At 41.1% G+C, this 25611-nt stretch carries 24 protein-coding genes and 1 other RNA gene; 8 read left to right on the plus strand and 17 right to left on the minus strand.

What is annotated here, in order from left to right; all coding sequences use genetic code 11:
* Positions 1-44: 44 nt before the first annotated feature.
* Together U0035_RS22460 and U0035_RS22465 are read left to right on the plus strand one after the other, a co-directional pair.
* Positions 45-692: a rhomboid family intramembrane serine protease gene (locus tag U0035_RS22460; RefSeq protein ID WP_114791197.1), complete on the plus strand. Its 648-nt coding sequence runs from the start codon at positions 45-47 to the stop codon at positions 690-692.
* Between the two features lie 259 nt (positions 693-951).
* Positions 952-1218 (plus strand): hypothetical protein, encoded by a 267-nt coding sequence (locus U0035_RS22465; protein ID WP_114791198.1) that lies wholly within the window; start codon positions 952-954, stop codon positions 1216-1218.
* 55 nt (positions 1219-1273) lie between these two features.
* On the opposite strand, the gene ssrA is transcribed toward U0035_RS22465, so the two are convergent.
* Positions 1274-1659: a transfer-messenger RNA gene (ssrA, locus tag U0035_RS22470) on the minus strand.
* 131 nt (positions 1660-1790) lie between these two features.
* The gene (gene rseP / locus U0035_RS22475; protein WP_114791457.1) at positions 1791-3176 is read right to left on the minus strand and encodes an RIP metalloprotease RseP; all 1386 of its coding nucleotides are present in this window, start codon (positions 3174-3176) and stop codon (positions 1791-1793) included.
* A gap of 256 nt (positions 3177-3432) precedes the next feature.
* On the opposite strand from rseP, the gene U0035_RS22480 reads away from it, so the two are divergent.
* Positions 3433-3906 carry a DUF3276 family protein gene (locus U0035_RS22480; protein ID WP_114791199.1) on the plus strand — a complete coding sequence of 158 codons (474 nt, stop codon included), beginning with the start codon at positions 3433-3435 and terminating at the stop codon, positions 3904-3906.
* 88 nt (positions 3907-3994) lie between these two features.
* Here U0035_RS22480 and U0035_RS22485 read toward each other — a convergent pair whose 3' ends face one another.
* From U0035_RS22485 to rplU, 6 genes are all read right to left on the minus strand, one after another.
* The gene (locus tag U0035_RS22485) at positions 3995-5143 is read right to left on the minus strand and encodes a hypothetical protein (RefSeq protein WP_114791200.1); all 1149 of its coding nucleotides are present in this window, start codon (positions 5141-5143) and stop codon (positions 3995-3997) included.
* Between the two features lie 298 nt (positions 5144-5441).
* Entirely contained in the window at positions 5442-6380 is a 939-nt protein-coding gene (locus U0035_RS22490) for a collagen-like domain-containing protein (RefSeq protein ID WP_114791201.1), read from the minus strand.
* Positions 6381-6614: 234 nt separating this feature from the next.
* The gene (locus U0035_RS22495) at positions 6615-8297 is read right to left on the minus strand and encodes a DNA polymerase/3'-5' exonuclease PolX (RefSeq protein ID WP_114791202.1); all 1683 of its coding nucleotides are present in this window, start codon (positions 8295-8297) and stop codon (positions 6615-6617) included.
* Positions 8298-8393: 96 nt separating this feature from the next.
* The gene (locus U0035_RS22500; protein ID WP_114791203.1) at positions 8394-8663 is read right to left on the minus strand and encodes a hypothetical protein; all 270 of its coding nucleotides are present in this window, start codon (positions 8661-8663) and stop codon (positions 8394-8396) included.
* Between the two features lie 187 nt (positions 8664-8850).
* Positions 8851-9114, minus strand: coding sequence for a 50S ribosomal protein L27 (rpmA, locus tag U0035_RS22505; RefSeq protein WP_114791204.1), 264 nt, complete (start codon positions 9112-9114; stop codon positions 8851-8853).
* 58 nt (positions 9115-9172) lie between these two features.
* A complete protein-coding gene (gene rplU, locus U0035_RS22510) occupies positions 9173-9472 on the minus strand; it encodes a 50S ribosomal protein L21 (RefSeq protein WP_114791205.1) in 300 nt (99 codons plus the stop codon).
* A 153-nt stretch (positions 9473-9625) separates the two neighbouring features.
* On the opposite strand from rplU, the gene U0035_RS22515 reads away from it, so the two are divergent.
* The 5 genes from U0035_RS22515 (at position 9626) to U0035_RS22535 (ending at position 18029) form a co-directional block, all read left to right on the plus strand.
* Positions 9626-11125, plus strand: a complete 1500-nt coding sequence (locus U0035_RS22515) for a GH3 family acyl-acid amido synthetase (protein WP_114791206.1) — start codon at positions 9626-9628, stop codon at positions 11123-11125.
* A gap of 122 nt (positions 11126-11247) precedes the next feature.
* Positions 11248-12402 carry a 1-deoxy-D-xylulose-5-phosphate reductoisomerase gene (locus U0035_RS22520; protein WP_114791207.1) on the plus strand — a complete coding sequence of 385 codons (1155 nt, stop codon included), beginning with the start codon at positions 11248-11250 and terminating at the stop codon, positions 12400-12402.
* A 101-nt stretch (positions 12403-12503) separates the two neighbouring features.
* A complete protein-coding gene (locus U0035_RS22525; protein ID WP_114791208.1) occupies positions 12504-13325 on the plus strand; it encodes an alpha/beta hydrolase in 822 nt (273 codons plus the stop codon).
* A gap of 161 nt (positions 13326-13486) precedes the next feature.
* Positions 13487-14284, plus strand: coding sequence for a nucleoside triphosphate pyrophosphohydrolase (gene mazG / locus U0035_RS22530; protein ID WP_114791209.1), 798 nt, complete (start codon positions 13487-13489; stop codon positions 14282-14284).
* Positions 14277-18029 (plus strand): sensor histidine kinase, encoded by a 3753-nt coding sequence (locus U0035_RS22535; RefSeq protein ID WP_162817880.1) that lies wholly within the window; start codon positions 14277-14279, stop codon positions 18027-18029. The genes mazG and U0035_RS22535 overlap by 8 nt, the downstream gene beginning before the upstream one ends.
* A gap of 64 nt (positions 18030-18093) precedes the next feature.
* On the opposite strand, the gene U0035_RS22540 is transcribed toward U0035_RS22535, so the two are convergent.
* The 9 genes from U0035_RS22540 to sufB form a co-directional block, all read right to left on the minus strand.
* Positions 18094-18312 (minus strand): hypothetical protein, encoded by a 219-nt coding sequence (locus U0035_RS22540; RefSeq protein ID WP_114791211.1) that lies wholly within the window; start codon positions 18310-18312, stop codon positions 18094-18096.
* A 136-nt stretch (positions 18313-18448) separates the two neighbouring features.
* Entirely contained in the window at positions 18449-18916 is a 468-nt protein-coding gene (locus U0035_RS22545; protein ID WP_114791212.1) for an RrF2 family transcriptional regulator, read from the minus strand.
* A 9-nt stretch (positions 18917-18925) separates the two neighbouring features.
* The gene (locus U0035_RS22550) at positions 18926-19237 is read right to left on the minus strand and encodes an iron-sulfur cluster assembly protein (protein ID WP_114791213.1); all 312 of its coding nucleotides are present in this window, start codon (positions 19235-19237) and stop codon (positions 18926-18928) included.
* Between the two features lie 47 nt (positions 19238-19284).
* Positions 19285-19719 carry a SufE family protein gene (locus tag U0035_RS22555; RefSeq protein ID WP_114791214.1) on the minus strand — a complete coding sequence of 145 codons (435 nt, stop codon included), beginning with the start codon at positions 19717-19719 and terminating at the stop codon, positions 19285-19287.
* A gap of 9 nt (positions 19720-19728) precedes the next feature.
* The gene (locus U0035_RS22560; protein ID WP_114791215.1) at positions 19729-20976 is read right to left on the minus strand and encodes a cysteine desulfurase; all 1248 of its coding nucleotides are present in this window, start codon (positions 20974-20976) and stop codon (positions 19729-19731) included.
* Positions 20977-21052: 76 nt separating this feature from the next.
* Positions 21053-22357, minus strand: a complete 1305-nt coding sequence (gene sufD, locus U0035_RS22565) for a Fe-S cluster assembly protein SufD (protein WP_114791216.1) — start codon at positions 22355-22357, stop codon at positions 21053-21055.
* 27 nt (positions 22358-22384) lie between these two features.
* On the minus strand, positions 22385-22963 hold the full coding sequence (locus U0035_RS22570) for a Uma2 family endonuclease (protein WP_114791217.1): 579 nt from the start codon (positions 22961-22963) through the stop codon (positions 22385-22387).
* 10 nt (positions 22964-22973) lie between these two features.
* The gene (gene sufC, locus U0035_RS22575) at positions 22974-23723 is read right to left on the minus strand and encodes a Fe-S cluster assembly ATPase SufC (protein ID WP_114791218.1); all 750 of its coding nucleotides are present in this window, start codon (positions 23721-23723) and stop codon (positions 22974-22976) included.
* 370 nt (positions 23724-24093) lie between these two features.
* On the minus strand, positions 24094-25578 hold the full coding sequence (gene sufB, locus U0035_RS22580; RefSeq protein ID WP_114791219.1) for a Fe-S cluster assembly protein SufB: 1485 nt from the start codon (positions 25576-25578) through the stop codon (positions 24094-24096).
* Positions 25579-25611: the final 33 nt, after the last annotated feature.

Consider the following 25611-nt stretch of genomic DNA (forward strand, 5'->3'; position numbering starts at 1 on the left):
CAATTGCAGTGTTATTTTTTCATTTAAAACTTTATTTTTATAGGATGACATTTACATTTTCCATTACGCTGGTTATTGCAGCCATCACTGTTATCGTTTCGCTTTTAGGTTTTAATAGCCCTAAAGTAATTGAGAGCCTGGTTTTCTACGGACCAGCTATTTCGAAAAGGCGGCAATATTACAGGTTTATTACCTGTGGGTTTATTCATGCTGATTTTATGCATCTTGCATTTAACATGCTGGCTTTTTATTCTTTTGGTATTACTTTAGAACAAGGTTTATTTGCGTCACCGGAGATATTTGGAACGGAAGCTCCCTTTTATTATGCCATGTTGTATTTCGGCGGGCTAATTATATCCAGTGTGCCGGATTATTTCAAACATAAGGATAATTATTATTTTAGAAGTCTCGGAGCTTCCGGAGCAGTATCGGCTGTCATATTCTCCTGCATTGTTTTGTATCCAACTATGGGTATCGGATTTATTTTTATCCCCGTTCCTATACCGGGTTGGATATTTGGCTTACTTTACCTGGCGATTTCGGCTTATCTCGACAAGCAAGGTAAAGGGAATATCAATCACGGGGCCCATTTGTGGGGAGCCATATTCGGTATAGTCTTTACGGTCCTTTTCGTTTCTTTAAAAGGTGAGATTAATGTGTGGCAGAATTTTATCAGCAACATTCGCGGATGATCTTCCGGGCTGCTATTTTATAGCTGTTTCGTTTCATTATGCATGAACTCCTGCTCAGAAGCCAGTGCAGGAATTTAAAGCATGATTCCATATGATTGTTGTTACTAAGTGCCACTGCTACCAATTATATCTGTCGTTATGCCCGCTGTGTTGGCATCTTGTTAAAAGGTTATTCGTCGCCTGATCAAATCAGTAAAATAGTCGTTTAAAAGTGCTATTTTAGATAGGTTAAACCGATTTATTAATAAAACGTATTGCAATGTCTGAACATCATTTTTCGCGCGGCTTCGACTCCTGGCAAAAAACTCATTTTGAAGTAGTTGAGGCGCTTTGTTATTTACGGGATCTGCAGGAAGAAAAAGAGAGTAAAAACTTTTCGCAAATGCTCGACAGGAGCGCTACTGAAGATCTGTATCAGCTGGCGATAGAACTTACTGATAAGTTTGAGGCAGAAAAAGTAGAAAGGGGAGGAAGCACGTTATTTGATCTGATAGAAGAGTTCGTTTACAAAGAAACCAAACATTAGGAAACATAATAAAACAAAAAAACGACGTGTACTTTTAAATACACGTCGTTTTTTTAAGTGGAGGCGACCGGGATCGAACCGGTGTCCAAACATATCCTCCAAAAGCTTTCTACATGCTTATTTCTTTATTATTTGTCGGCAATGAACCGGGAAAGAACCAACCAATTCAAAACTTAGCTGCCCCGAAGTTTCGGGGGTCTTTTGCTACGCTCACAGCCTTGCGCAGCAGCATTCTGTTTTTGTTTTTAAGTCGGCGGCGGAGCTTGGTAACAGACCAACCTGCTCAAGCGGCCCTAATGACTATCTAATCACTGATTAGGCAGCCATGGCATACTGTGTATTGCCATTTGAAGTTTGAGTATTCAGATTAACGGGCTAATTACACAACGCCCGACATGCTTACACTTTCAAAGACCTACGCTGTCAAAACCAAGCGCCCCCCATTTCAACTAAGATTTAAGACTCTCTATTTCACTATTATGCTTAAACCAGCATACAAAGATACAGCTTTTATCTTATTTTTCCGAATTTGTACGAACAGTCACCTGTCAACATCCAACTGCAATCTTTTCTTACCGTCCCCATCCGAACCAATCGTTACCGTTGGCGTACAACATTAAACCTAATAACAGGATCATGCCCACCATTTGCGCATATTCCAAAAACTTCTCATTAGGCTTACGGCCACTTACCATTTCATACAACGTAAACATTACATGACCACCATCCAATGCCGGGATCGGGAGTAGGTTCATAAATGCCAATACAATAGAAAGGAAGGCTGTAATGTTCCAGAATGCTTCCCAGCTCCAGAAAGTCGGAAATACAGAACCCATTGCCTTAAAACCTCCTACGCCTTTGTAGGCTTCTGTTTTAGGATTCAGGATCAAAGCAAACTGATCTATATAGGCTTTCAGCTTTTCAATTGACTTATTGACACCTGCCGGAAATGCTGCCAGGAAGCCATATTCCCGTTTTTCTATTTTATAAGCGCCCAGGGCTTCGTATTCTTTATCTGTTAAAAAAGGAATACCGATTCTACCGTCAGCATCAACCTTTGCAGTTAGTGCAACAGGTTGACCTTTACGTGTTACAGAAAGGGCAACGGTTTGATTTTTTTTGTTTTTAAGAATAGCGGACATTTCATCGTAAAACTTCACCGGTGTGGAGTCAATAGCCGTGATCAGGTCCATTTTTTGCAAGCCGGCCTTATAACCACCCAAAGTATCCATTTTGAACTTCTTGTCGTATTCTCCTACATAAGCGGGTACGCGCTCAGTAAACATATATGCTTTCTTTCGCCTGCTTTCCACCAGCTTACCAATTAAGTTTACCGGCACATTCACTGTCATTTTTTGGCCGTTGCGTTCTACATCGATTGTCTCACTGCCGATCAGGATTTTTGCAGCCAGGTCTTCAAAATAAGGCACGGGCTGACCATTAACCGCCAGTATTTTATCACCTGAACGTAACCCTATGTCACTCATCAGGCTATCGGTAACGGCTACTCCATCCCTTAAAGAGCTCATGGGAGTCTTTTGCTCGCCCCAAACAAATAAGATCATGGCGTAAATAATAAAAGCAACCAGCACATTCATAATAATACCGGCCAGCATAATGATCAAACGTTGCCAGGCAGGCTTACTTCTGAACTCATAAGACTTTGGTGGTTGTTTCATTTGCTCTTTGTCCATGCTCTCATCAATCATTCCGCTAATCTTAACATAGCCACCCAGGGGCAACCATCCAACACCATACTCGGTGTCGCCTACTTTCTTCTTAAACAGGGAAAACCAGGGATCAAAAAATAAATAGAATTTTTCAACACGGCAACCAAACCATCTCGCAGTAATATAATGGCCAAATTCGTGTAACAAAACAAGGATTGAAAGGGCCAGAATAAGTTGAGCAACCTGTACAGCAACACCAGACCAGTTAATAGCTAAAGTATAAAACATTATGGTATAATAAAATCTATTCTTAAGAATCACGCAAAGATACATTGAATGGTCATACTGAATTGCTAAAAACACATTTTGAGGGCGCTATATTTTTTGTATGGTCCAGTATATTATTTATTTTAATATCTTGTATTTTATAGTGAAATTGCCTATATAGATTAATTTCTTCTATTTAACAAGTATTTTATTGTTTTTTCAAAAACATAGTTATATTTGTTAGCTAGTAAACTTCTATAAAGTAAATAATACGAAAGTGGAGAACGGAAACAACGAAAAAAAACTGGAAGCTATTTATAGCAAAAGGCTTCGTGCCGGAAAAAGAAGAACTTATTTCTTTGATGTGCGGGCAACCAAAGGAAACGATTATTATTTGACAATTACTGAAAGTCGAAAAAGGTTTGACGATAATGGTTATGACAGGCATAAGGTTTTTCTTTATAAAGAAGATTTCAATAAGTTTTTAAAGGCTTTGAATGAAGCGGTTGACTATGTAAAAACTGATTTGATGCCTGATTTTGATTTCGATGCGTTCAATCATGATGATTACGATGAAGAGGGAGGCCAGCATCATGCTTATGTTGCGCCCGTTGCAGCTTCCGCTCCTGTTGAGGCACCTGCGCCGGTAGAAGAGCCTACCAACGACGAAAAGGTGGTAGAAAATGTAGAACCTAAAACAACCGAAACCGGAAATACATCTACTACACATGAAGAAGTAGATAAGTGGTAATAGCCGTTCGCCGGTTGGGATAACAATATTAAGAATGAAGCCGCCCTGATGTCAGAGCGGCTTCTTCGCTTTACAAACTTTTTCTTCATTACTTACAGCATAGATCAGTCAGGCTCCATGATGGTATGGTAAGTGATGTTTGGCTGGCTCCATGAGAAAATACACCTTCCGATGTTACAGTAGCTTTGACATTAGCTCCGAATTGCGTGCGGTAATCGCCCTTGTTGATAATATAATCCTCAACTATGGTGCGGCTGGCATTGCGTTCATGAAACCATAACAGCGGTGCAACGGCTGTAATATTACCCGAAGTAAATCCTGTGTTATATTCGGCAGTCGAGACGGTAAGATGACCATAGAAGGTAAAGGCATACAGTGAAGCCTGCCACTTGATGGTCTTACGGACTTTCATTTTGTTACACCCATTATTAGCCGGCAGCAGGTTGCTCACCAATGTAATGCGACCCAGACCCCGTCCCAGAACCGGCCATGTGTTGGCCCTCGCTGCGATACCATTGGAGTATACGGTGTATCCGTCAGCATCGGCGCTCAGAAACTTTTCTACGTACCTGCTCTCGGCAATAAGGTTGGGGTAGTATATTTTCCCTTCCACCAACTGGCATGCAGGAACCGGGGGCTTAGGCGGGGCAGGGGCATCATCATCGTCAAATTCCCAGCGGTCAATATCTTTCATACGCGGAATCCATGTGGTTGACCCTGGCGGGCGTAAGATATCAAAATAGAAATTCAGGAAGTCGCCATCAAACCTGATCAGTTCGCGGAGGTTAAAGGGTAATAAGCTGGTTATTTTCTTTTGATAGGCCACGTTGTCTATGCCTGCTTTAGTCCAGCCCTCCTGCAAAAACGAATAGTACTTGTCCTTCAGTAAAGCAATGTATTTCTCTTTTTCAATATCAGTATTTATCAGGCTGGCGGTTTGCAGGTCTTTTTGATAGGATTCATAGAGCCCAGCGTTTAGCTCTCTAAACGTTGCATTTAGTTTTTCCTGTAGTGGCTTTGTGAGCTCGGCCACTTCATCAAAGAATTTTTGAGGTATGGGAGAGCTTGTAGGGATCGAGTCATTTTCAGCTGTCGCAGCAATTTTTGAAGTTCTCGACCTGCTGTCTGCGGCCAGGTTGTTGTCTTTAAAAGGATTGGATACTGGCTTGTCCTGTTTGGTGCAATGGCATAAAAAGATCATCAGCGCGAAAAGTAAAACGGGGTGCACGTGTTTCATGTGTTGGGTTTTTAGAGTTTTAATTTTTAAGTTACCCTTTCTATATAGCTTTATTGAGTGGGGCTATATTGATTGGTTTACGTTGTAAAACTATTCCACAGAGTACCGCTTTTATTCCCCTAAAAACATGATTTTAGTATAAACCCCATCACTAAAATATGCGATGAAACTCAGTAAGCGCCGGTGTTCTGCCTTTGTAATTCGCTTTTTATGAGTGATCGGAGATGAGGACCTGAAGAAAACCGCCTCATGAATAAGAGACGGTTTTCTTTTACTTATACCAGGTGGTGACAGCCCGTTATTTTAAATGGAGCAACCTGCCTACCTGTTCGGGATCTTTAAAATTAACGCCTGGATTTTTGGCTGATAGTTGCTGAACCTTGCCACTCTCAATAAATACAAAACGGAAGTTATATTTAAAGTCTACCGTCGGCTCCAGTTCATAGTCAGTCGGGTTATCGCTTACAAATGTTACACCTATTTGTCCTCCCCGTACGATGAAATGATAAAGGGTTGCAATAGTGGTGCCACCACCGGCTCTGGCAATAGTAAAGGAATAAGGTAATGGATAGAGCCGGTAAAATCCGGGGTTTACCAGCAGCTGCTCTCTTCTCCACATGGCGGCAACGTAGCCGTTATTCAGTTGTTCCTCGCTGATCCCCGGCAGTTCATAAAAGACAGGCCCTGTGAATGATGAAAAAGGTTGTGTAATGAAGCTTCTTACACCTTGTGTGCCGTCTTTGCCTCTTAGTTCCAGGCCCAGGCCCCAGCCCCCGGCTGTTTTAGGGCCATAGAGTAGGTAAGTCGCTTTGTTCAGGTAAAAGTCACCCGCGACTCCATCTGCCGGCGTAGGATCTGCAGTGCCGCTTAATATTTTACTCCCGGCAGTGCCCGCTACACCTTGTTGTCCCTGGCTTCCGGTAGCCCCTGTAGCACCGGTGGGCCCAACCAGGCTAAACGAATTGCCCCAGCCATTGTTTGTTTTAGGGCCATAAAAATTTCCGTTAGATGTATTGAGATAATAGTCGCCAACATTGCCGGTAGTACTGGAGGGGGGTGTTGCACCGGCATACACAACACTGCCATCTTTACCCGCCGGGCCTGCTACGCCCTGTTGACCTGTGGGCCCCTGGGGGCCAACCGGACCAGCCGCGCCGGTATCTCCTTTTTTACATGAAATGAATAACAGTGCAATGGTCAGGCATAGGATGGGGTACAGGCATAATTGATCTTTCATGATTGCGTTTTAAAGTTTTTGAATGCAGGGATTGACAGCACAAACCTAGAAAATTAGGTTAAGGCGTCAGTTCGCATAAACAAGCGACGCTCAAATTAGGTATTGGTTTTTTGTTTAAGCGCTACGCTATTAGGTATGCGGTCTACGTGCATAGCAACCGTACTCAAAACGGTGAACCATAACTTGTGTACCAAGAATCACAACCTGCTATAAACTATCCTTCGGAAATTGACATTATCTTTTGGCTGCTCTTGTATCTGCCAGGTATTGCTCAAACTCTGGCAAAGTGAAACTACTAAGGTTGAAATCCCTCGTCAGGCCACCCTTTTGGGCTGCCAGTACTCCGTACCTGATGTCATAAAGCCCGGCTATAGAATGTGCATCAGGGTTAACAGACAGGGGAACACCCTTTTCCATAGCATAGCTGATCCATTGCCAGTCGAGGTCAAGCCTATGCGGATTGGCGTTTATTTCGATGGCTACTTTATTAGCGGCACATGCATCTATGATCTTCTGATGGTTGATGGGGTAACCGTTCCGGCTTAATAACAAACGTCCTGTAGGGTGTCCGAGTATAGTGGTATATGGATTTTCTATAGCTTTAATAAGACGTTGCATCCCCTTATCTTCCTTCATGTACAGATTACTGTGAACAGAGGCGATAACCAGGTCGAAGCTTGCTAATACTTCGTCGCTGTAATCCAGGTTGCCGTCATTTAAAATATCACTTTCTATACTTTTAAATATCTTAAAAGGGGCTAGCTTTTTATTAAGTTCGTCAACCTGCTGATGTTGTTGCAGTATTTTCTCTTCCGACAGGCCATTGGCATACGCTGCCGTTTTGGAGTGATCGGAAATAACAAAATATTCAAAGCCGTTTTTAATAAGGTCTGTGGCGAGCTCTTCTATGGTATTCACGCCGTCAGACCAGGTGCTATGATTATGAATAATACCTTTTATATCGCTAACCTCTAAAACCTGAGGTAGTGTCTTGCTGATAGCCTGGTGAACGGCTTCGCTGGTTTCTCTATAGCAGGGAGGGACGAAATCCGCTCCGGCTTTTTCAAAGATATCTTTCTCCCCCGAAAATACGGCATTATTAAATCGGTCTTTTCCAAAATGCTCCATAAAGGCATTTATGAAGGATTCGCCGGAACTATAAAGAAATTGTTTTTTGTAGAAATGATCCGTTCCAAAATAAAGCCGCAGTTTAAGGCCGTTAGTTAACTTATACAAAATGAAAGTTTCGGTTTCTTCCAGTAACTCAGGCGGGTAGGCCGTTTGAAATTTGGGTTTTATTGCATCGGGCGTTGCAGCAATTATAAATTCGAGTTCTTTGATGATAAGCATCTGGCGCCTGAAGTCGCCTGCAGGAGCTACTTTATCGGGTCCGAACAAACCGTTCAGGTAGTTTTGTATAGTTGGGTATATTGTAGCAACCTGGGCATACAGGAAGTGCCCGATATTTTGATTATAGAACTGAATAGCTTCAAGAACGTTAGCCTGTGTTTTGGCGCCAAAACCTTTATATCTTGTCAAGCGATTTTCAATGCAGGCATATTCCAGTTCACCAATCGACTGTATGTTCATTTCCTGCCATACAGTATGAATTTTCTTCGGCCCCAGTCCTTTAATGTGCAGCATTTCTCTAACACCCGCAGGCGTGTTTTCGATAATTTCCTGTAAGGCATTCATAGAGCCGGTATCCAGTAGCTCGATAATTTTTGCCGCTACTGACGGTCCTAAACCTTTTATTGCAGCAATAGCGTTTCTATCCGTTTCCTTAAGCGGATACTCCAGTTTTTCGATATGGAAAGCGGCGATGGAATAAGTTTTGGATTTAAACGAGTTTTCACCATTGATATCCATCAGCTTTGAAAGCAGGGAAAAATGTTCGGCTATGTCTGCATTGTTCATTCATGCAAAATAGCAAACAAAACGGAATATGAGTTTATGGGTAGATAAAAAAAACCTCCCGGAAAGGGAGGTTTATAATTTTTTAAAAATCAGCGCTTATTTTTTCTTAGCTGCTGCTTTTTTAGGAGCTGCTTTCTTAGGAGCTGCTGCTTTTTTAGGAGCTGCTTTCTTAGGAGCTGCTTTTTTAGGAGCCGCTTTCTTAGGAGCTGCTGCTTTTTTAGGAGCCGCTTTCTTAGGAGCTGCTTTTTTAGGAGCCGCTACTTTTTTAGGGGCTGCTGCTTTTTTAGGAGCCGCTTTTTTTGCTGCTGCTTTCTTAGGAGCTGCCGCTTTTTTAGGAGCTGCTTTTTTAGCTGCTGCTTTTGCCATTTGATTTTGAATTTAATTGATTAGTAAATGGGTTATCGACGGTAAAATTATACAAAATTAGAATACCGGCAAATTTTTTTTCCACAATTTATTAAGGCGTAAGGAATAGTTATTCACAAATGGATTATATGCATAAAAAAAATCCCGCTGTTTGCGGGATTCAATAGTATCCAGAAAAAATATATTCCTAAGCTTGAGCTGCTTCAGAAACAGAAACGAAAGTTCTGTCTTTCCTCCCTTTTTTGAATTCTACTACACCGTCAGTTAATGCAAATAAAGTAAAATCTTTACCTACACCTACGTTAGTGCCGGGATGATAAACAGTACCACGCTGCCGAACAATGACGTTACCTGCAATAGCCGGCTGTCCGCCAAATATTTTAACACCTAATCTTTTGCTTTCCGAATCGCGACCATTTTTTACACTGCCTTCGCCTTTCTTATGTGCCATATTGAATTATTTAAAGTTGATATTGATAGAAGTTCTTAAAACAAATGCAAACTGGTAATTAAGCTATGCCAGTTACTTTAATTTTAGTATAAGCGGTACGGTGACCTTTCTTTTTATGAAAACCTTTTCTTCTTTTGGTTTTGTAAGCAATAACAGTATCGCCTTTGATATGATCAACGATTTCGGCGCTAACTTTTGCTTTATTATCGGCGCCCACAGACAATTTTCCATCAGCGTGTACAAATAGTACATCTAGGTTAATAGAGTCACCTGCTTTACCTTCGAGGTGAGGAACAAATAATGTCTGATCCTTTTCAACTTTGTATTGTTGGCCTGCTACCTTAATTACTGCTATCATCTTTTAAAAATTAGGCGGCAAAGGTAGTTATTATTTCCGAATAATCAATAAGAAAACCAAACTTTATGTAAATCATTTTCTGTAACTAGATTTCTCCTGTTATTTTTGCTTACATTTGATTGCCTGATACTCCCATTAAAGTTTCGTAAGTTAATGAAAATCAAATCATTTTTAGCAAAACCGTTTGCTTCTATTGTTCATAAAAATATAAAGAAGGGAATGCTGACGGCCGTCGCTGATCAACAGGCAATATTTAAAAACCTTATTAAAGTCGGCAAATCTACCCAATTCGGAAGAGATCACAAGCTGGAGGAGGTTTCTGGGTATGAAGAATTTCGGCAGGCTGTTCCGGTAAGAGACTATGAAGCATTCGCTTCATATGTCAATATGATTAAAGAAGGAAAGCACAACGTTTTGTGGAAAGGGGTGCCTATTTACTTTGCTAAAACATCGGGTACTACCAGCGGTACCAAATATATACCTATCACCAAAGATTCAATTGGTAATCATATTAACTCGGCACGTAATGCGCTCCTGTGTTATATGGCAGAAACAGGGAATCACCATTTTGCTGACGGGAAGATGATCTTTCTAAGCGGATCACCGGAACTGGAGAGAGTAGGAGGCATTCCTACCGGAAGGCTTAGTGGCATTGTCAATCACCATGTACCCCGGTATTTGCGTAAAAACCAGTTGCCGGATTACGAAACCAATTGTCTTGAGGATTGGGAAACCAAGCTGAATAAAGTGGTGGATGAAACGCTGGGTCAAAATATGACATTAATCAGCGGTATCCCACCATGGGTGCAGATGTACTTTGATGAGATCATTAAACGTACGGGCAAGCCGGTTGGGGAAGTGTTTCCTGATTTTTCGGTTATGGTATATGGAGGCGTGAATTTTGAGCCTTATAAAGCAAAGCTTTTACAAAGCATTGGCCGTAAAATAGACGGTATAGAAACATTTCCCGCGTCGGAAGGTTTCTTTGCTTTCCAGGATACACAAACAGAGCCCGGCTTGTTATTGAATACCAATAGCGGTATATTTTTCGAGTTTATACCTGAAGACGAAATATCAAAAGAAAACCCCCAACGGATATCGTTAGAGGATGTACAACCAGGTGTTAACTATGCATTGATCATCAACAGCAATGCCGGCTTATGGGGATATGATATAGGTGATATGGTGAAATTTGTATCAACCGACCCGTACAGGCTGGTGGTTACAGGCCGAACCAGGCATTTCATTTCGGCGTTTGGCGAACATGTGATCGGAGAGGAGGTGGAACATAGTTTGATGAAGGCGGCGCGCGAAGAAAATATCCATATTACAGAATTTACTGTGGCTCCTTATGTAAATGAAGGAGAGGGCAAAAGCTATCATGAGTGGTTTATAGAGTTTGATACCTTCCCTGAGAATATGCAGGAGTTCTCTGAAAAAGTGGATGTTAACCTGCGGGAGAAGAATGTTTATTATGACGATCTTATCGCCGGAAATATTTTGCAAACATTAAAGATTACCCCGGTAAGAAAAAACGGGTTTATCGATTACATGAAGTCTATAGGAAAACTGGGAGGTCAGAATAAAGTGCCACGTTTAAGTAACGATAGAAATATTGCCAATAGTCTGGCACCCTGGACCGAAAAGAATTAGTGGATGTTTTATTAGGTCTGTTGAAAATCAAAGAGCAACTTTGTGTTGGTTTTCGCAGTATCGTAATCATTATATGATACAATCGAAATAAAAAATATCATCTCAATTTACGCGGAGAAGTTATGGTTAAAAGAATAGGCATTTTTGGTTCAACCGGCTCTGTTGGCAAACAGGCACTTGAGGTTATTAAGCATAACCCGGATAAGTTCTCTGTAGAAATTCTGACTGCCAACAGCAATTACGAAGAATTGATAGAGCAGGCAATTGTACACGATCCTAATATTGTAGTGATTGGAGATGATACTTATTACGAAAAAGTAAAGCAGGCTTTATCCAATACAGATGTAAAGGTATTTGCAGGCGAAAAGGCATTGGAAGAAGTAGCCGCCATGGATTGCTATGATATGATGCTGGCAGCTATAGTGGGCTTTGCCGGACTGAAACCCACACTGAAAGCTATTCAAAGCAAGAAAGCTATTGCCCTGGCTAATAAAGAAACGTTGGTTGTTGCAGGAGATATTGTAATGGATATGGCTGTACAAAACCAGGTACCTATTATCCCTGTGGACTCTGAACATTCTGCTATATTTCAATGCCTGGTGGGTGAAACCCGCAATAAAATTGAGAAGATTTACCTGACCGCTTCAGGCGGCCCGTTCCTGGGACGGAAGACCAACTTTTTGGTGAATGTAAAAAGGGAGCACGCTCTGCAACACCCCAACTGGCAAATGGGGGCCAAAATATCAGTGGACTCAGCTACTTTAATGAATAAAGGGCTGGAAATGATCGAGGCAAAATGGCTTTTTAATTTACAACCCGGGCAGATAGAGGTATTGGTGCATCCGCAAAGTGCCATACATAGCATGGTGCAATTCGAAGACGGCAGCCTGAAGGCGCAGCTAGGAGAAGCTGACATGCGTTTGCCGATACAGTATGCGTTGGCCTTCCCGCATCGTATACCTAATGAATACCCCAGATTCAGCTTCAGGAAATTCAACACATTTACTTTTGAAGAACCGGATCTCCGTACATTCAGAAACCTGGCCTTATCTATTGAAGCCCTCGAAAAAGGTGGCAATTTACCCTGCGTTATGAATGCCGCTAATGAAATTGCTGTTTACGCTTTCCTGAAAAATAAAATCGGCTTCCTGGAAATGACTGATATCATTGAAGCCGTAATGGCCAAAGTGCCCTTTATAGAAAAGCCCTCACTCGATGACTACCTGAACAGCGATGCTGAAGCGAGAACTCTAGCCGCAGATATCATGAGCCTTTAAGAAAGAAACATAGCCTGAAGACTATTTAATGTAAGCTGTATCAACAAGATGCATTTCCATTTTCGGTGTAATGCCCTAAATTCGTGTTCAAACTTTTATCAATGGTGAACTACAAATCAGCTGTTTGGTTATTGGCATTAACCCTTTTCTGTAATATCGTATCGGCGTCTAAGGTTGATACCGTGCTGACCCGGAGCACAGCAATGAAGAAAGATATTAAGGCCGTGGTGATTACACCGGATAGTTATAATAAATCGAAACAATACCCGGTAGTATATCTGCTACATGGATATAGCGGCAGTTACGCCAATTGGCCTAAAGCTGCTGCAGTACGGGAATCGGCCGACCGATTGGACCAGATCATCGTTTGTGCCGACGGAGGCTTTGGTAGCTGGTACTGGGATAGCCCGGTAGATCCTTCCTTTAAATATGAAACCTATGTTTCACAGGAGCTGGTAGCCTGGGTAGATGCTCAGTATTCAACTATTAAAAACCCCAAAGGAAGGGCCATAGCCGGTTTGAGCATGGGAGGCCACGGAGCTTTATATTTGGCCATAAAACATCCTGATGTGTTTGGTGCCACCGGCAGCATGAGCGGAGGAGTGGACATCAGGCCATTTCCCAACAATTGGGATATGGCGAAGCGATTGGGTAAATATGCCGAAGCGCCGGATCTCTGGGAAAAAAATACAGTTATTAATATGCTGCATTTGATTCAGCCTAAAACTTTAAGCATTATTGTTGACTGCGGAACTGAAGATTTCTTTTATGAAGTCAACCAGGAATTACACAGGCAACTTTCCTATAGAAATATCCCTCACGATTACATAACCCGTCCGGGTGGTCATACCTGTCCTTACTGGGAGAATGCTGTTAAATATCAGTTGCTTTTCTTTCATAATTTCTTTTCGGGAAAGAATTGATTTTAATAGTTTATTGATTTTGAATCAATTGATTTATCAGAATCTAAATTTCAGCACAATATTTGTAATGTTGAGGTTGATGGTTCCCAAAATGTTTCAGCAGTGGTCGCTTGTGAGACCTTGCATATCAATATTTACTTTTCATAAAACACATAACGCTAATGATTCAAAATACATTTGAGCGATTGGTCACCATAATGGAAACCCTTCGTGAAAAGTGTCCGTGGGATAAGAAGCAAACCATCCAGTCGTTGCGGCAAATGACACTCGAGGAGACTTACGAGTTAACAGATGCTATTCTGGATGAAGATTGGACTAACATAAAGGAGGAACTTGGCGACCTGTTATTACATATTGTATTTTATTCGAAAATTGCTGCAGAACAAAAGCATTTTACTATAGACGATGTTGTCAATGCGATCAGCGATAAGCTGATCAAAAGACATCCGCATATTTATCCATCAGAAGAGCAAACAGAGGGCTTGTTGGAAGTGAAGAGTGAAGAGGATGTAAAGCGCAACTGGGAACGTATTAAATTGAAAGAGGGCAAAACTTCGGTTTTAAGTGGTGTGCCTACCTCTTTACCCAGTATCATCAAAGCCATGCGTTTACAGGAAAAAGCAAAACAGGTTGGATTTGAATGGGAAAAAAAAGAGGAGGTATGGGAAAAGGTTGAAGAAGAGATGGGAGAATTGCAAGACGCGGTAAATGGGAAAGAGTCGCAATTACGACAGGAGGAAGAACTGGGTGATCTTTTGTTTTCGATAATCAACTACGCCCGGTTTTTGAATATTGACGCGGATGCTGCTTTAGAGCATACGAATAAAAAATTTAAAAGCAGGTTTACCCAGATGGAAGCCATAGCTGCCGGCAGCGGGCAAAGCCTCAATAGCATGACATTGGCGGAGATGGATGCCATTTGGAACAGCGTTAAAAACGCAAAACCGGACAATGAATAAAGTCTATAGAAATAAGAACTTCTGGAGCTACCTGATACTGATAGCCTCCCTGGTTTTATTTGCAGGCTCTTTTGTTTTTAAATCTCCCTCGTTAAATGAAACTTCTTTAGAGTATAAGGAAAGAGAACTTCAAAGGGGGATTCACAAACAGGAAGACGATGCAGCTACACTACTGAAGGATACTTCTCTTGTACGGAGGCTAAGTGAAAATAAAGAAACGCAGGCCGATATGGATCTGCTATATAATAAACCTTATGGTTTATATCTTTATAAGGGAGGGCAGGGTAATCAGCGTTACCTGCATTTCTGGAATACGGCTACCATTATTATACCGGATAGTGTTTTATACCAGGTAAAAGATGAGAAGCTCGAAAAACTGGCCAACGGCTATTACCTGATCAAGAAGTTTGGTGCAGCAAACTTAAAAGATGTGGCTATTTATTCCGCTATCCTGGTTCAATCCACCTACTATTTAAATTCAACTGACTATGCAAAAGAAACATTCCCCTTAAGCCCCGGACTTACTTCAATAGCCGGTGTTAGTGAAACACCTACACCCTTTGCGATAAAGTCGTTGTCTGGCCAAACCTCTATTTATCTCGAAAAGAAACCTGCAGCCACGTCTAATCCGGACGGACCAATACTGGTAGTAATTAGGCTGGTGAGCTTTTTTTTCGCGTTTCTGGCGCTTTATTTCCTACTTTTTAAAAACGTGGTAAGGCAATATAAGTTTGCTGATATACCCTTGTTCCTTTTTTGTTTGCTTATTTTCAGGCTATCATTGTATTTATGCCGCGACTTATTTAAACTGGATAGCCTCGAACTTTTTGGCCAGCAGTTATATAATGCTAACGTAATATTGCCCAGCCTGGGAGATCTATTCCTTAACAGTGCTCTTTTTTGCTGGTTTGGCATTTTTATATGGAACAGGATAAAGCCCGATGGTACGACACCTGCCGCTGGTAAGGAGGGGCGCCGTATTAAATGGTTGCAGGGTGTTGTTTATATAGTTTTGTTACTACTGCTCACTTTTGTTATAGTAAATGTGATCCGGAGCATTATCTCTAACTCAAAAGTTTCTTTTGATGTTACTAATTTTTTCGGGCTATCTATTTACACTGCAATCGGATTTATCATCCTGGCTTTTCTTTCATTTGGCTTTCATTATTTTTCCCGCATACTTTTTTATTATCTCTTTCCTGCATTTAAAAGCAGAACCTACCTGATTTATCTTATTATAGCGATAGGGGGACTTTCTTATATCGCCGTTGGCGCTTCCGGTTCCGGCTCCCTGTACCTGATTTGTTTATTATGGCTGTTGATCTATACGTTTCTCTTTAACAATGAGCGGCCTTTAAATAAACTGATCCGGTTCAATATTTCGGGTACTATAGTCTGGATATTTATTTTTTCTGTGAGTATATCTTTTCTGATGTTGTCGGAGATTGATAATGCGGAGCTGAAACAGCGGCGGGTTTATATCGAAAAGCTAAATGTGAAGAGCGATTCGGCCACAGAACGTTTGATCGTAATGGCTAATGTTTACCTGGATAATGATTTTTTCGAAGAAAACTACAATAGGTTTTATGACGAGCAGCAAAATGAGTATTTAAGGGATAGTATTCTTTCTAATAATTATTCGAGATATATCAGGGATTATACGCCGAGCTTTTACCTTTTTGACAGTTTAAATAGGCCTATGTTCAATACAGGGAATCTCTCTTATGAATCTCTTCAAAATATAATACAAAGACAATCGACTCCAACCAGTTCTCCGGACCTTTATATTTATGAACCATCGTATGAAAAATTCGCCTATATAACGCACCGGCGTATAGTTAACGATGACGGTGGCCTGGTTGGAACGGTGTGGATCATATCTAAACCCAATAAGTATTCACCAGAATCCATTCGCCCCGAACTTTTCAGGCAATCCAGAGATTCGTCGTCTTTCAATTCTCCTGTATATAATTACGCTGTGTACTCTAAGAACTTATTGGTTACTTCCTCTAAGAAGTATCCTTTTACGTCAACCTTAGTTACATCTCAAATTCCGAAGTCGACCTTCGAACTAAGAGAAAATAATGGTTACAGTGAATTATGGTATCGTGCAGGTTATGATAAAATTATTGTAATGACACGCAAAAATGAGCGTGTTCTCGAAACAATTACGCTGTTTTCGTATATCTTTTGTGCCTTTCTCTTCCTGGTAGCATTAATACAGCTGGTATCCAATCTGCTCAATTTTGCTTTGAATAAGGGGCGGCTCAAAAAGCAAATCCGTTTCTCTACCAGCATTCGCGGGCAAATACATAATACATTTATATTAATTACCCTTTTATCCTTTTTGGTGATTGGGGTAGCTACTATATCATTTTTTACCAAGCGCTTTGATGATTCCAATTCAGAACACCTGGGTAGAACCATGAGTATTATGCTGAATGAGATGCAGTCGCATACTGAGATCGGATCTTTGGTGTATGAGCAGGCAGACTCTTTGAATTCTCAAAGGCTGGAAGAGATTATGAAGCGTGTTGCTGATATACACGGCGTAGATGTCAATCTTTATAACTTCAGGGGAAACCTGCTGGCTACCAGTCATCCTGATTTGTACGATAACGGGGTCCTTAGTTCGAAGATAGACCCGCGTGCCTTTTATTATTTACAAAAATTACGTCATATAGAGCATACACAAAAAGAGAAAATACTCGATCGTAAGTACACCAATATGTATGCTCCTTTAAGAAATAAAGACGGATCTTTCTATGCTTATCTTAGTATACCGTACTTTATTTCCGAGCAGGTGTTGAATGAAGAAATATCTAGGTTTTTAATTACGTTAATCAATCTTAACGCGTTCATTTTTTTGATTACAGGATTGGTAGCTTTACTCATTACCAACCGCATCACCCATTCTTTTGCGCTCATAAAGGACAAGCTGATGCAGGTAAACCTGTCCAAGCATAACGAAATGATCATTTGGGAAAAGAATGATGAAATCGGCAGCCTGGTAACAGAATATAATAAGATGGTGACCAAGCTGCAGGTAAGCGCCGATGCCCTGGCTAAATCGGAAAGACAGGAAGCCTGGCGGGAAATGGCCCGGCAGGTAGCGCACGAGATAAAGAATCCTTTAACTCCCATGAAGCTAAGTTTGCAGTACCTGCAGCGGGCTATCGATAATGACAGTCCCAATGTACAGCAGCTTACTTTTAATGTATCTAAAACCCTGGTAGAACAGATTGATCACCTCTCAAAGATTGCAGCTGATTTTTCGCAGTTCGCCAATATTAACCAGGTTAAAACTGAGATTTTCGACTTGCATGAAGTTATACAACCCTTAATTGTCATTTACAGCAAGAACCCGGAGGTGGACCTGCTTTGGCAGCCCCTTTCTCAGACCATTAACGTGTTTGCCGATAAAACGCATATGAACAGGGTATTTACCAACCTGTTTGGAAATGCCATAGAAGCTGCCCGTGAAGATGTGATCTGCAAAATGACGGTGAAGGAAAGGGTAGAGGGAAGCAGGGTTTATGTAAGTGTGAGCGACAATGGAGTAGGTATAAAAGATGAGATGCTGGATAAGATATTTACCCCCAATTTCACTACTAAAACTTCAGGTACCGGTCTGGGTTTGGCTATGTGTAAAACTATTGTTGAGCAAGCTGGTGGCGAAATAACTTTTGAAACAGACGTCAACAAAGGCACCACTTTCCATATCCAGCTTCCCCTGGTGGATTAATGCACAAAAAAGCCGGTTGAAAAAATCAACCGGCCTCTTTATAGCTAAATGGTAATTGCTTCAATTAGTGAGCAGCTTTAACTGAATCTACAGTAGCAGCAGCAGCTGAATCTACAGTGGCAGCAGCTGAATCGATAGAAGATTTAGCTGAATCAGCGATAGCTTCAACCTGTGTGTTTAAAGAATCTGCAGTAGCTTCAGCAGCATCTTCAGTTTTAGTTTCAGCACTGTTACAAGCTGCGAAAGATACAGCGATCAAAGCAATTGCGAATAATTTTTTCATGATTGTCTTTTTTGTTTTAAAATTATAATTTGAAGATTAATACCCAAAAGACAAAGAGGTAACCCAAAAATTGTAAACTTTTTAAAATATTTTTTAATTGATATTTAACAGTTTAAATATCATAAATATAAAAATATTATCTTTTTTCCAGGAATTCCGGCACCAGGGCGTCAAAAATAGTTTTTGATGCCTCGTTTTCATTTACCAGATCGGACAATGTGATGCGTTCGAGGAGATTATTTACCGTCATTTGTATCATTTGCCAAAGCGACCTGGACGAACAATCTACCGAACTGGTACAGAAGCGCATTACAGCGCCATTTTCGTCGGTAAACTCCTTATCGAGTGGGGTTCCCAAAGCCTCCAGAACCTGTTTAATAACTATTTTATCAGCAGGTTTGGCTAATACGTAGCCTCCTTTATTACCTGGTGTACTGCGGATGAAGTTAGACATACGGAGTAGCCGGGTTAATTTTGCTATATAATGCTGGCTTAACTGCTCTGTTTCGCTTAACTGGGGTATGCTCATACCATCACGATCTTTGCAAGACCCAATACGAATCAATATTCTTAAACCATATTCTTCCTGTGCAGTAATTTTCATATCGAGTATTTACATAAAGCCAAGTTCTAATTGCGCTACCTCGCTCATCATTGATTTATTCCATGGCGGATCCCAGGTTACAGTAACCAATACATCACTTACGCCTTCAACTGCCCTTACCTTTTCATCCACTTCCAACGGCAATGATTGGGCAGCGGGGCAACCGGGTGCTGTAAGTGTCATCAAAACAAAAACATTCCCACCCTCATTCACCTCTATTTTATAAATAAGCCCCAGCTCTAAAATATTCACCGGCAATTCGGGGTCGAAGATGGTTTTAATGACCTCTACTACCTTTTCTTTTATTTCTTCTTCGTTCATTTTTGTTCAAGGTTTAATGTTTAAGATCAGAGGCCCAATGCGGAATACTATGCATCAAACTTTAAACTTTTAAACGCTAAAGCATAGTTCTTCATTTGTCTTACCATTGCCAACAGCCCGTTAGAACGGGTTTGGGCGAGGTGACTGGTCATGCCAATCTTATTAATAAAGTCCATATCGGCACTTAAGATCTCATCGGGTGTATGCCCGCTCAATACGCGAATAAGCATGCTGATGAGGCCTTTCACAATAACCGCATCGCTTTCGGCCTGGTAATATACCTTGCCATCGCGATAACCTGCAATGAGCCATACGGTAGACTGGCATCCTTTAACTTTATTTTCATCTATTTTATGCTCGTCAGGCAGGGGCGCCAGTTTTTTACCAAGATCAATAATGTACTCGTATTTATCGTCCCAGCTATCGAAAAGCGAAAAGTCTTCCACTATTTCAGCTTCTGTTTGTTCTATTGTATTTGCCATTCTTTCTGCTTACCTTAAAATCTTAACTGCTTTAATTAATCCTTCTGCTAATTTATCTACCTCTTCGATAGTGTTATACAAGGCAAAAGAAGCCCTGATCGTGCCCGGAACACAGAACCGGTTCATCAAAGGTTCGGCGCAGTGATGACCCGTTCTGACGGCAATACCTTTATTGTCTAATAGTATGCCTACATCCTGTGGATGCACACCACTGATCACAAATGAAAGTACACTTACCTTGTGGTCGTTGTTGCCGATGATCTGCAGGCCATCGATCGCTCTCAGCCTTTCCGTGGCATGATTCAACAGCAGGTCTTCGTGCTTGCGGATATTATCCTTGCCAACCTTATTAATATAGTCAATTGCCGGTTTTAAGGCAATCGCATCAGCAATATTGGGTGTGCCGGCTTCAAACTTGTAAGGCAGTTCATTGTAAGTGGTTTTTTCAAATGTTACTTCTTTGATCATTTCACCACCACCTGCAAATACCGGCATAGCATTCAATAAATCTTTCTTGCCATATAATATGCCCATACCTGTGGGACCGAGTAACTTATGGGAAGAGAACGCAAAGAAATCACAGTCGAGGTCCTGCACGTCAATATCCAGGTGCATGGCGCTTTGGGCCCCATCTATTAATACCACCGCGCCTTTATCATGTGCCAGCTGAATGATCTCTTTAACAGGATTTACGGTTCCCATTGCGTTGGATACATGATTGACTGCAACCAGTTTGGTACGATCGTTTAATAACGCGCTGTACTCATCCATTAGTAACTCCCCCTTGTCGTTAACGGGAATTACTTTTAGTTTGGCGTTGTTTTGTTCGCATATAATCTGCCAGGGAACAATATTGGAATGGTGCTCCATTCCTGATATGATCACCTCATCTCCCTGCTTCAGGTTTTGCCTCGCCCAGGTATAAGCTACCAGGTTAATCCCTTCTGTAGTACCACGGGTATAAATGATCTCTTCACGGGAAGCAGCGTTAATGAAATCCTTAACTGCATCTCTTGTTGCTTCGAAGTCGGCAGTGGCCTCTTCTGCTAAAGAATGAATGCCCCTGTGCACATTGGCATTATTAAAACTGTAATAATGTACCAGCGCGTCAATAACCGATTGAGGTTTTTGCGAAGTAGCCGCATTGTCGAAGTACACCAGGGGGTGTCCTTTTACTTCCCGGTTAAGAATGGGGAAGTCTTTCCGGATAGCTGCTACATCATAAGTATGTATAGCATTTATAGTTGCTGTTTCCATAACGACCGATGTTTTTTAATGTCACCCCAACAACCCGGAAATGTTATGATACCAGGCCGGATTGCGACGATTAAATTTATAAATCCAGTTTCTTCACAACCAGCTCATCCACGAATGTTCTCACATTTTCGTGCCTGATTTTTTCTATCACATCCAATGCAAAACCATGAAGCAGGAGTGAAGTGGCAGTTTTTTCTTCAATGCCGCGTGAACGCATGTAAAAAAGTGCATCTTCATCCAGGCTTCCTACAGTACAGCCATGCGAACATTTTACATCATCGGCAAAAATTTCCAGTTGAGGCTTCGTGTTAACGCTGGCATTGTCGGATAATAATATATTCCGATTGCTTTGGTAAGCATTGGTTTTCTGAGCAATCTGACGTACAAATATCTTGCCGTTGAAAACACCTGTTGAATCACCATTCAACACGCCCTTGTACAATTCGTTGCTGAGGCAATTAGGCTGGCGGTTATCTACCACCGTGTGGTTGTCAATATGTGTTTGCTGGTCTCCCAGGTACAATCCAAACATGTTCGCCTCGCAATACTCTGCAGACATGACCATATTCAGGTTATTACGGATCAGGCCTCCATTTAATGAAACGGTAACCACGTTGGCTACACTTTTACCTACCTGGTGTACATGGGTAGTGCTTACTACCTTCGAATTGGGCTCGTCATTCTGAATTTTATACAAATCCAGGATCGCATCTTTTTCCACCACCAATTCTATTACCTGGTTGGTAAAGCTTTCATCTGCTCCGAGGGTTACAAATGTTTCTACAATTTGCACCTGCGCATTTTCTGCAACATGCACCAGGCTTCTGGGTTGAGCGAAAATATTCCCGCTTCGGGCATCTGTAATATTATACAGGTAAATAGGGTGACTGGCAGCTTTGCTTCTGAATACATGTACAAACACACCTTCTTGTATAAAAGCGGTATTCAACGCATTAATGCCATCTTTATGGTAAGCAGCACTGTGTCCCAGATGCTCTTTTACAATTGAGCCGTATTGGGTATGAGTCGTTGCTGCCTGCAGAGAGGTGATCTCCAATTCTTCAGACCTGGTATGCGACAGCTCCGGATGAAAATGGCCATTGATAAAAACGATCAGGTTGGCTTCTTCATGACCGGGCAATTGTAATTTTTCCAGGTCGGCAGCCGTAAAAGATTGTTCTTTAAGGTCTGTCGTAAAATGATAATCTTTTCCAAAGAAATCATTGATGCGGGTATATTTCCATTCCTCGTGCTTTACAGTTGGAATGCCTGTTTGTTCAAATTCAGAGAAAGCTTCATCTCTCATAGCTTTAATATGAGTATCTACAGGATTCGCCTGAAGCTGTTCAAAACGTTCTTTAAAATAAGTAATTGTATCCATTAATATTGTTTGCTAATATGATATTTATTATATAGTACGCAACGTTACATTGCTGTAAAGCTCTTTGAACGAAAGAGAAAATCCAATTGACGATATTTTTAAACTGCCTTCTGCTCCCTCCGTAACTGCAATATTCCACAATTCATCCTCCTGTCTGCGGTATATTACTACCGATCGCAGCGTACTGTCTATTAATATATACTCTTTAAGAGACGGAATGCGCTGGTAAAAAAGGAACTTTTTACTCGTATCGTATTCACGGGTAGTTGCTGATAAAACCTCAAAAATAACCGTAGGGTTTTTTACAGTGTCACGCTGTTCGTCTGTTACTTCAGGTGAACCACAAATGATCGTAGCATCCGGGTAAGTGTATGTTGCCGCCGAAGGAATGTTAACTCTAAGGTCGCTAGGAAAAATATTACAGTCTTTTTCCTTTAAAAAAACGCCAACTTCTCTGATCAAATTCGATACAATAGTATTGTGAGCGATGCTTGCACCGGCCATAGCTACCACGTCACCATTAAAGTAGTGATGTTTGGTTGATGATCTTCGCTCTTCCGCGAGATAAACCTCAGGACTAATGGGTTTTAATGCCGGGTAAGCCATGTTTTTATTTTTACACTAAAGCGCTTTTAATAAAATCGTATCCTTTTTCTTCCAGTTCGTAAGCCAGCTCTTTGGTACCCGATTTTACAATCTGACCATTATATAATACGTGAACAAAATCCGGAACGATATAATCCAATAAACGCTGGTAGTGCGTGATTACCAGAATTCCGTTTTCAGGCGTGCGTAGTTTATTTACACCATTAGCTACAATCCGGATCGCATCGATATCCAGACCTGAGTCTGTTTCATCCAGTATGGCTAATTTAGGTTCAAGCATCGCCATCTGGAAGATCTCATTACGTTTTTTCTCACCACCTGAGAACCCTTCATTCAAAGAACGGCTTAACATTACCTGATCGATTTCTACCAGGGCCATTTTTTCTTTCATTTTTTTCAGGAAAGAAACAGCATCTAATTCTTCTTCACCGCGATATTTGCGTACTTCGTTCACTGCTGTTTTCATAAAATTGGTGGTACTCAAACCTGGAATTTCAACGGGATATTGAAAGCTCAGGAATACGCCTTCCCCTGCACGCTCTTCAGGATCCAGATCTAAAAGATCTTTTCCCAGAAATTCTACTGATCCGCCTAATACTTCATAATCTGCCTTGCCTGCCAATACAGATGCCAATGTACTTTTTCCAGAACCATTAGGGCCCATAATTGCATGTACTTCACCTGGGTTTATCTGTAAATTAATTCCTTTAAGTATTTCTCTATCTTCAATACCTGCTTTCAGGTTGTTAATTGTTAACATATTTTAATTCAAAGTTTAATGTTTGGGGAGTTTAATGTTGGCCATTGTTATCCGGCTTTCTGAGTTTTACTCCTTTTATAGCGATTGTTGTTAAGATAATTTATAAAACCGTTTATTTTTCCACTTAGGTGTTCCAGTGAGGATTTTAGTCAGAGGCCAAAGTGATTTTGCGAATCTCGTTACATATCACCCTTGCATCCTTCCAGATATCAAGGTCTTCAAAACGTCTAACTGTTGCCATAGGTTTAAAATTTAAGTTGCTAGAATTTATTAATAATCAAAATTTATATATCAAATTTAATTTTAGATGATACTCAATAATATTTCAATTCTTTAATCTTGAACTTTAAACCTTAAACGTTTTAAAATTTTAGCCTACACTTCCTTCCAGGCTGATTGCCAGCAATTTCTGTGCTTCAACTGCAAACTCCATGGGTAACTGATTCATTACTTCCTTCGCAAAGCCATTAATGATCAATGCTACTGCAGTTTCTGTATCGATACCACGTTGGTTACAATAAAAGATCTGGTCTTCGCCGATTTTTGAAGTCGTTGCTTCATGCTCCACCATCCCTGTGCTGTTCTTTACTTCTATATAAGGGAAAGTATGGGCGCCACACTTATCACCTAACAGCAGGGAATCACATTGAGAGAAGTTTCGTGCATTTGCCGCATTCTTACCTACTCTAACTAAACCACGATAGCTGTTGTTGCTATAACCTGCTGATATTCCTTTACTTACAATGCGACTTCTCGTATTTTTACCGATGTGTAGCATTTTGGTTCCGGTATCAGCCTGTTGGCGGTTATTGGTAACCGCTACCGAATAAAATTCTCCGATAGAGTTATCGCCCTGAAGAATAACGCTGGGGTATTTCCAGGTAATAGAAGAACCGGTTTCTACCTGCGTCCAGCTTATTTTAGAATTAACACCCTTGCAAATTCCACGTTTGGTAACGAAGTTGTAAATGCCGCCTTTACCATCCTTATCGCCGGGATACCAGTTTTGCACAGTAGAGTATTTAACTTCTGCGTTATCTAAAGCAACAATTTCGACAACCGCTGCATGTAATTGATTTTCATCTCTCATGGGTGCGGTGCACCCTTCCAGGTAGCTTACGTAAGCACCGTCTTCCGCTACAATTAAAGTACGTTCGAACTGCCCTGTATTTTCAGCATTAATACGGAAATAGGTGGACAGTTCCATCGGGCTGCGAACACCTTTAGGAATGAAGCAGAATGACCCGTCGCTGAACACCGCCGAATTTAAAGCAGAAAAATAGTTGTCAGTAACAGGAACCACGCTGCCCAGATATTGGCGAACAAGCTCGGGATGTTCCTGTATAGCTTCACTCATTGAACAGAAAATAATACCTAATTCTGCCAGCTGCTCTTTAAAAGAAGTTCCGATAGATACGCTATCAATAACAGCATCTACGGCAACCCCCGTAAGGCGCTTTTGCTCTTCCAAAGAGATACCCAGCTTTTCGAAAGTTTTGATCAATTCAGGATCTACTTCATCAAGACTGTTAGGCTTCACTTTCTGTTTGGGAGCAGAGTAGTATATGACATCCTGGTAGTTGATGGTAGGAAATGTAACGTTAGCCCAGTTAGGCTCTTTCATTTTAAGCCACTGCGCATAGGCTTTTAACCTCCATTCCAGCATCCACTCCGGTTCGTTCTTTTTTGCTGAAATAAAACGTACGATATCTTCACTTAACCCTTTGGGAGCCGATTCTGATTCAATTTCTGTTACAAAACCATATTTATATTCACTGTTGACATGGCTTTCTATCGGATCAAACTCAACCTCTGTGTTTTCGGGCTTTACTAATTGGTCTGTGTCTGTGTTCATTTTGCAAAGGTAGGCTATTTGTACTAAAAAGTA

The organism is Niabella yanshanensis (assembly GCF_034424215.1).
GTDB classification, from domain to species: Bacteria; Bacteroidota; Bacteroidia; order Chitinophagales; family Chitinophagaceae; genus Niabella; species Niabella yanshanensis.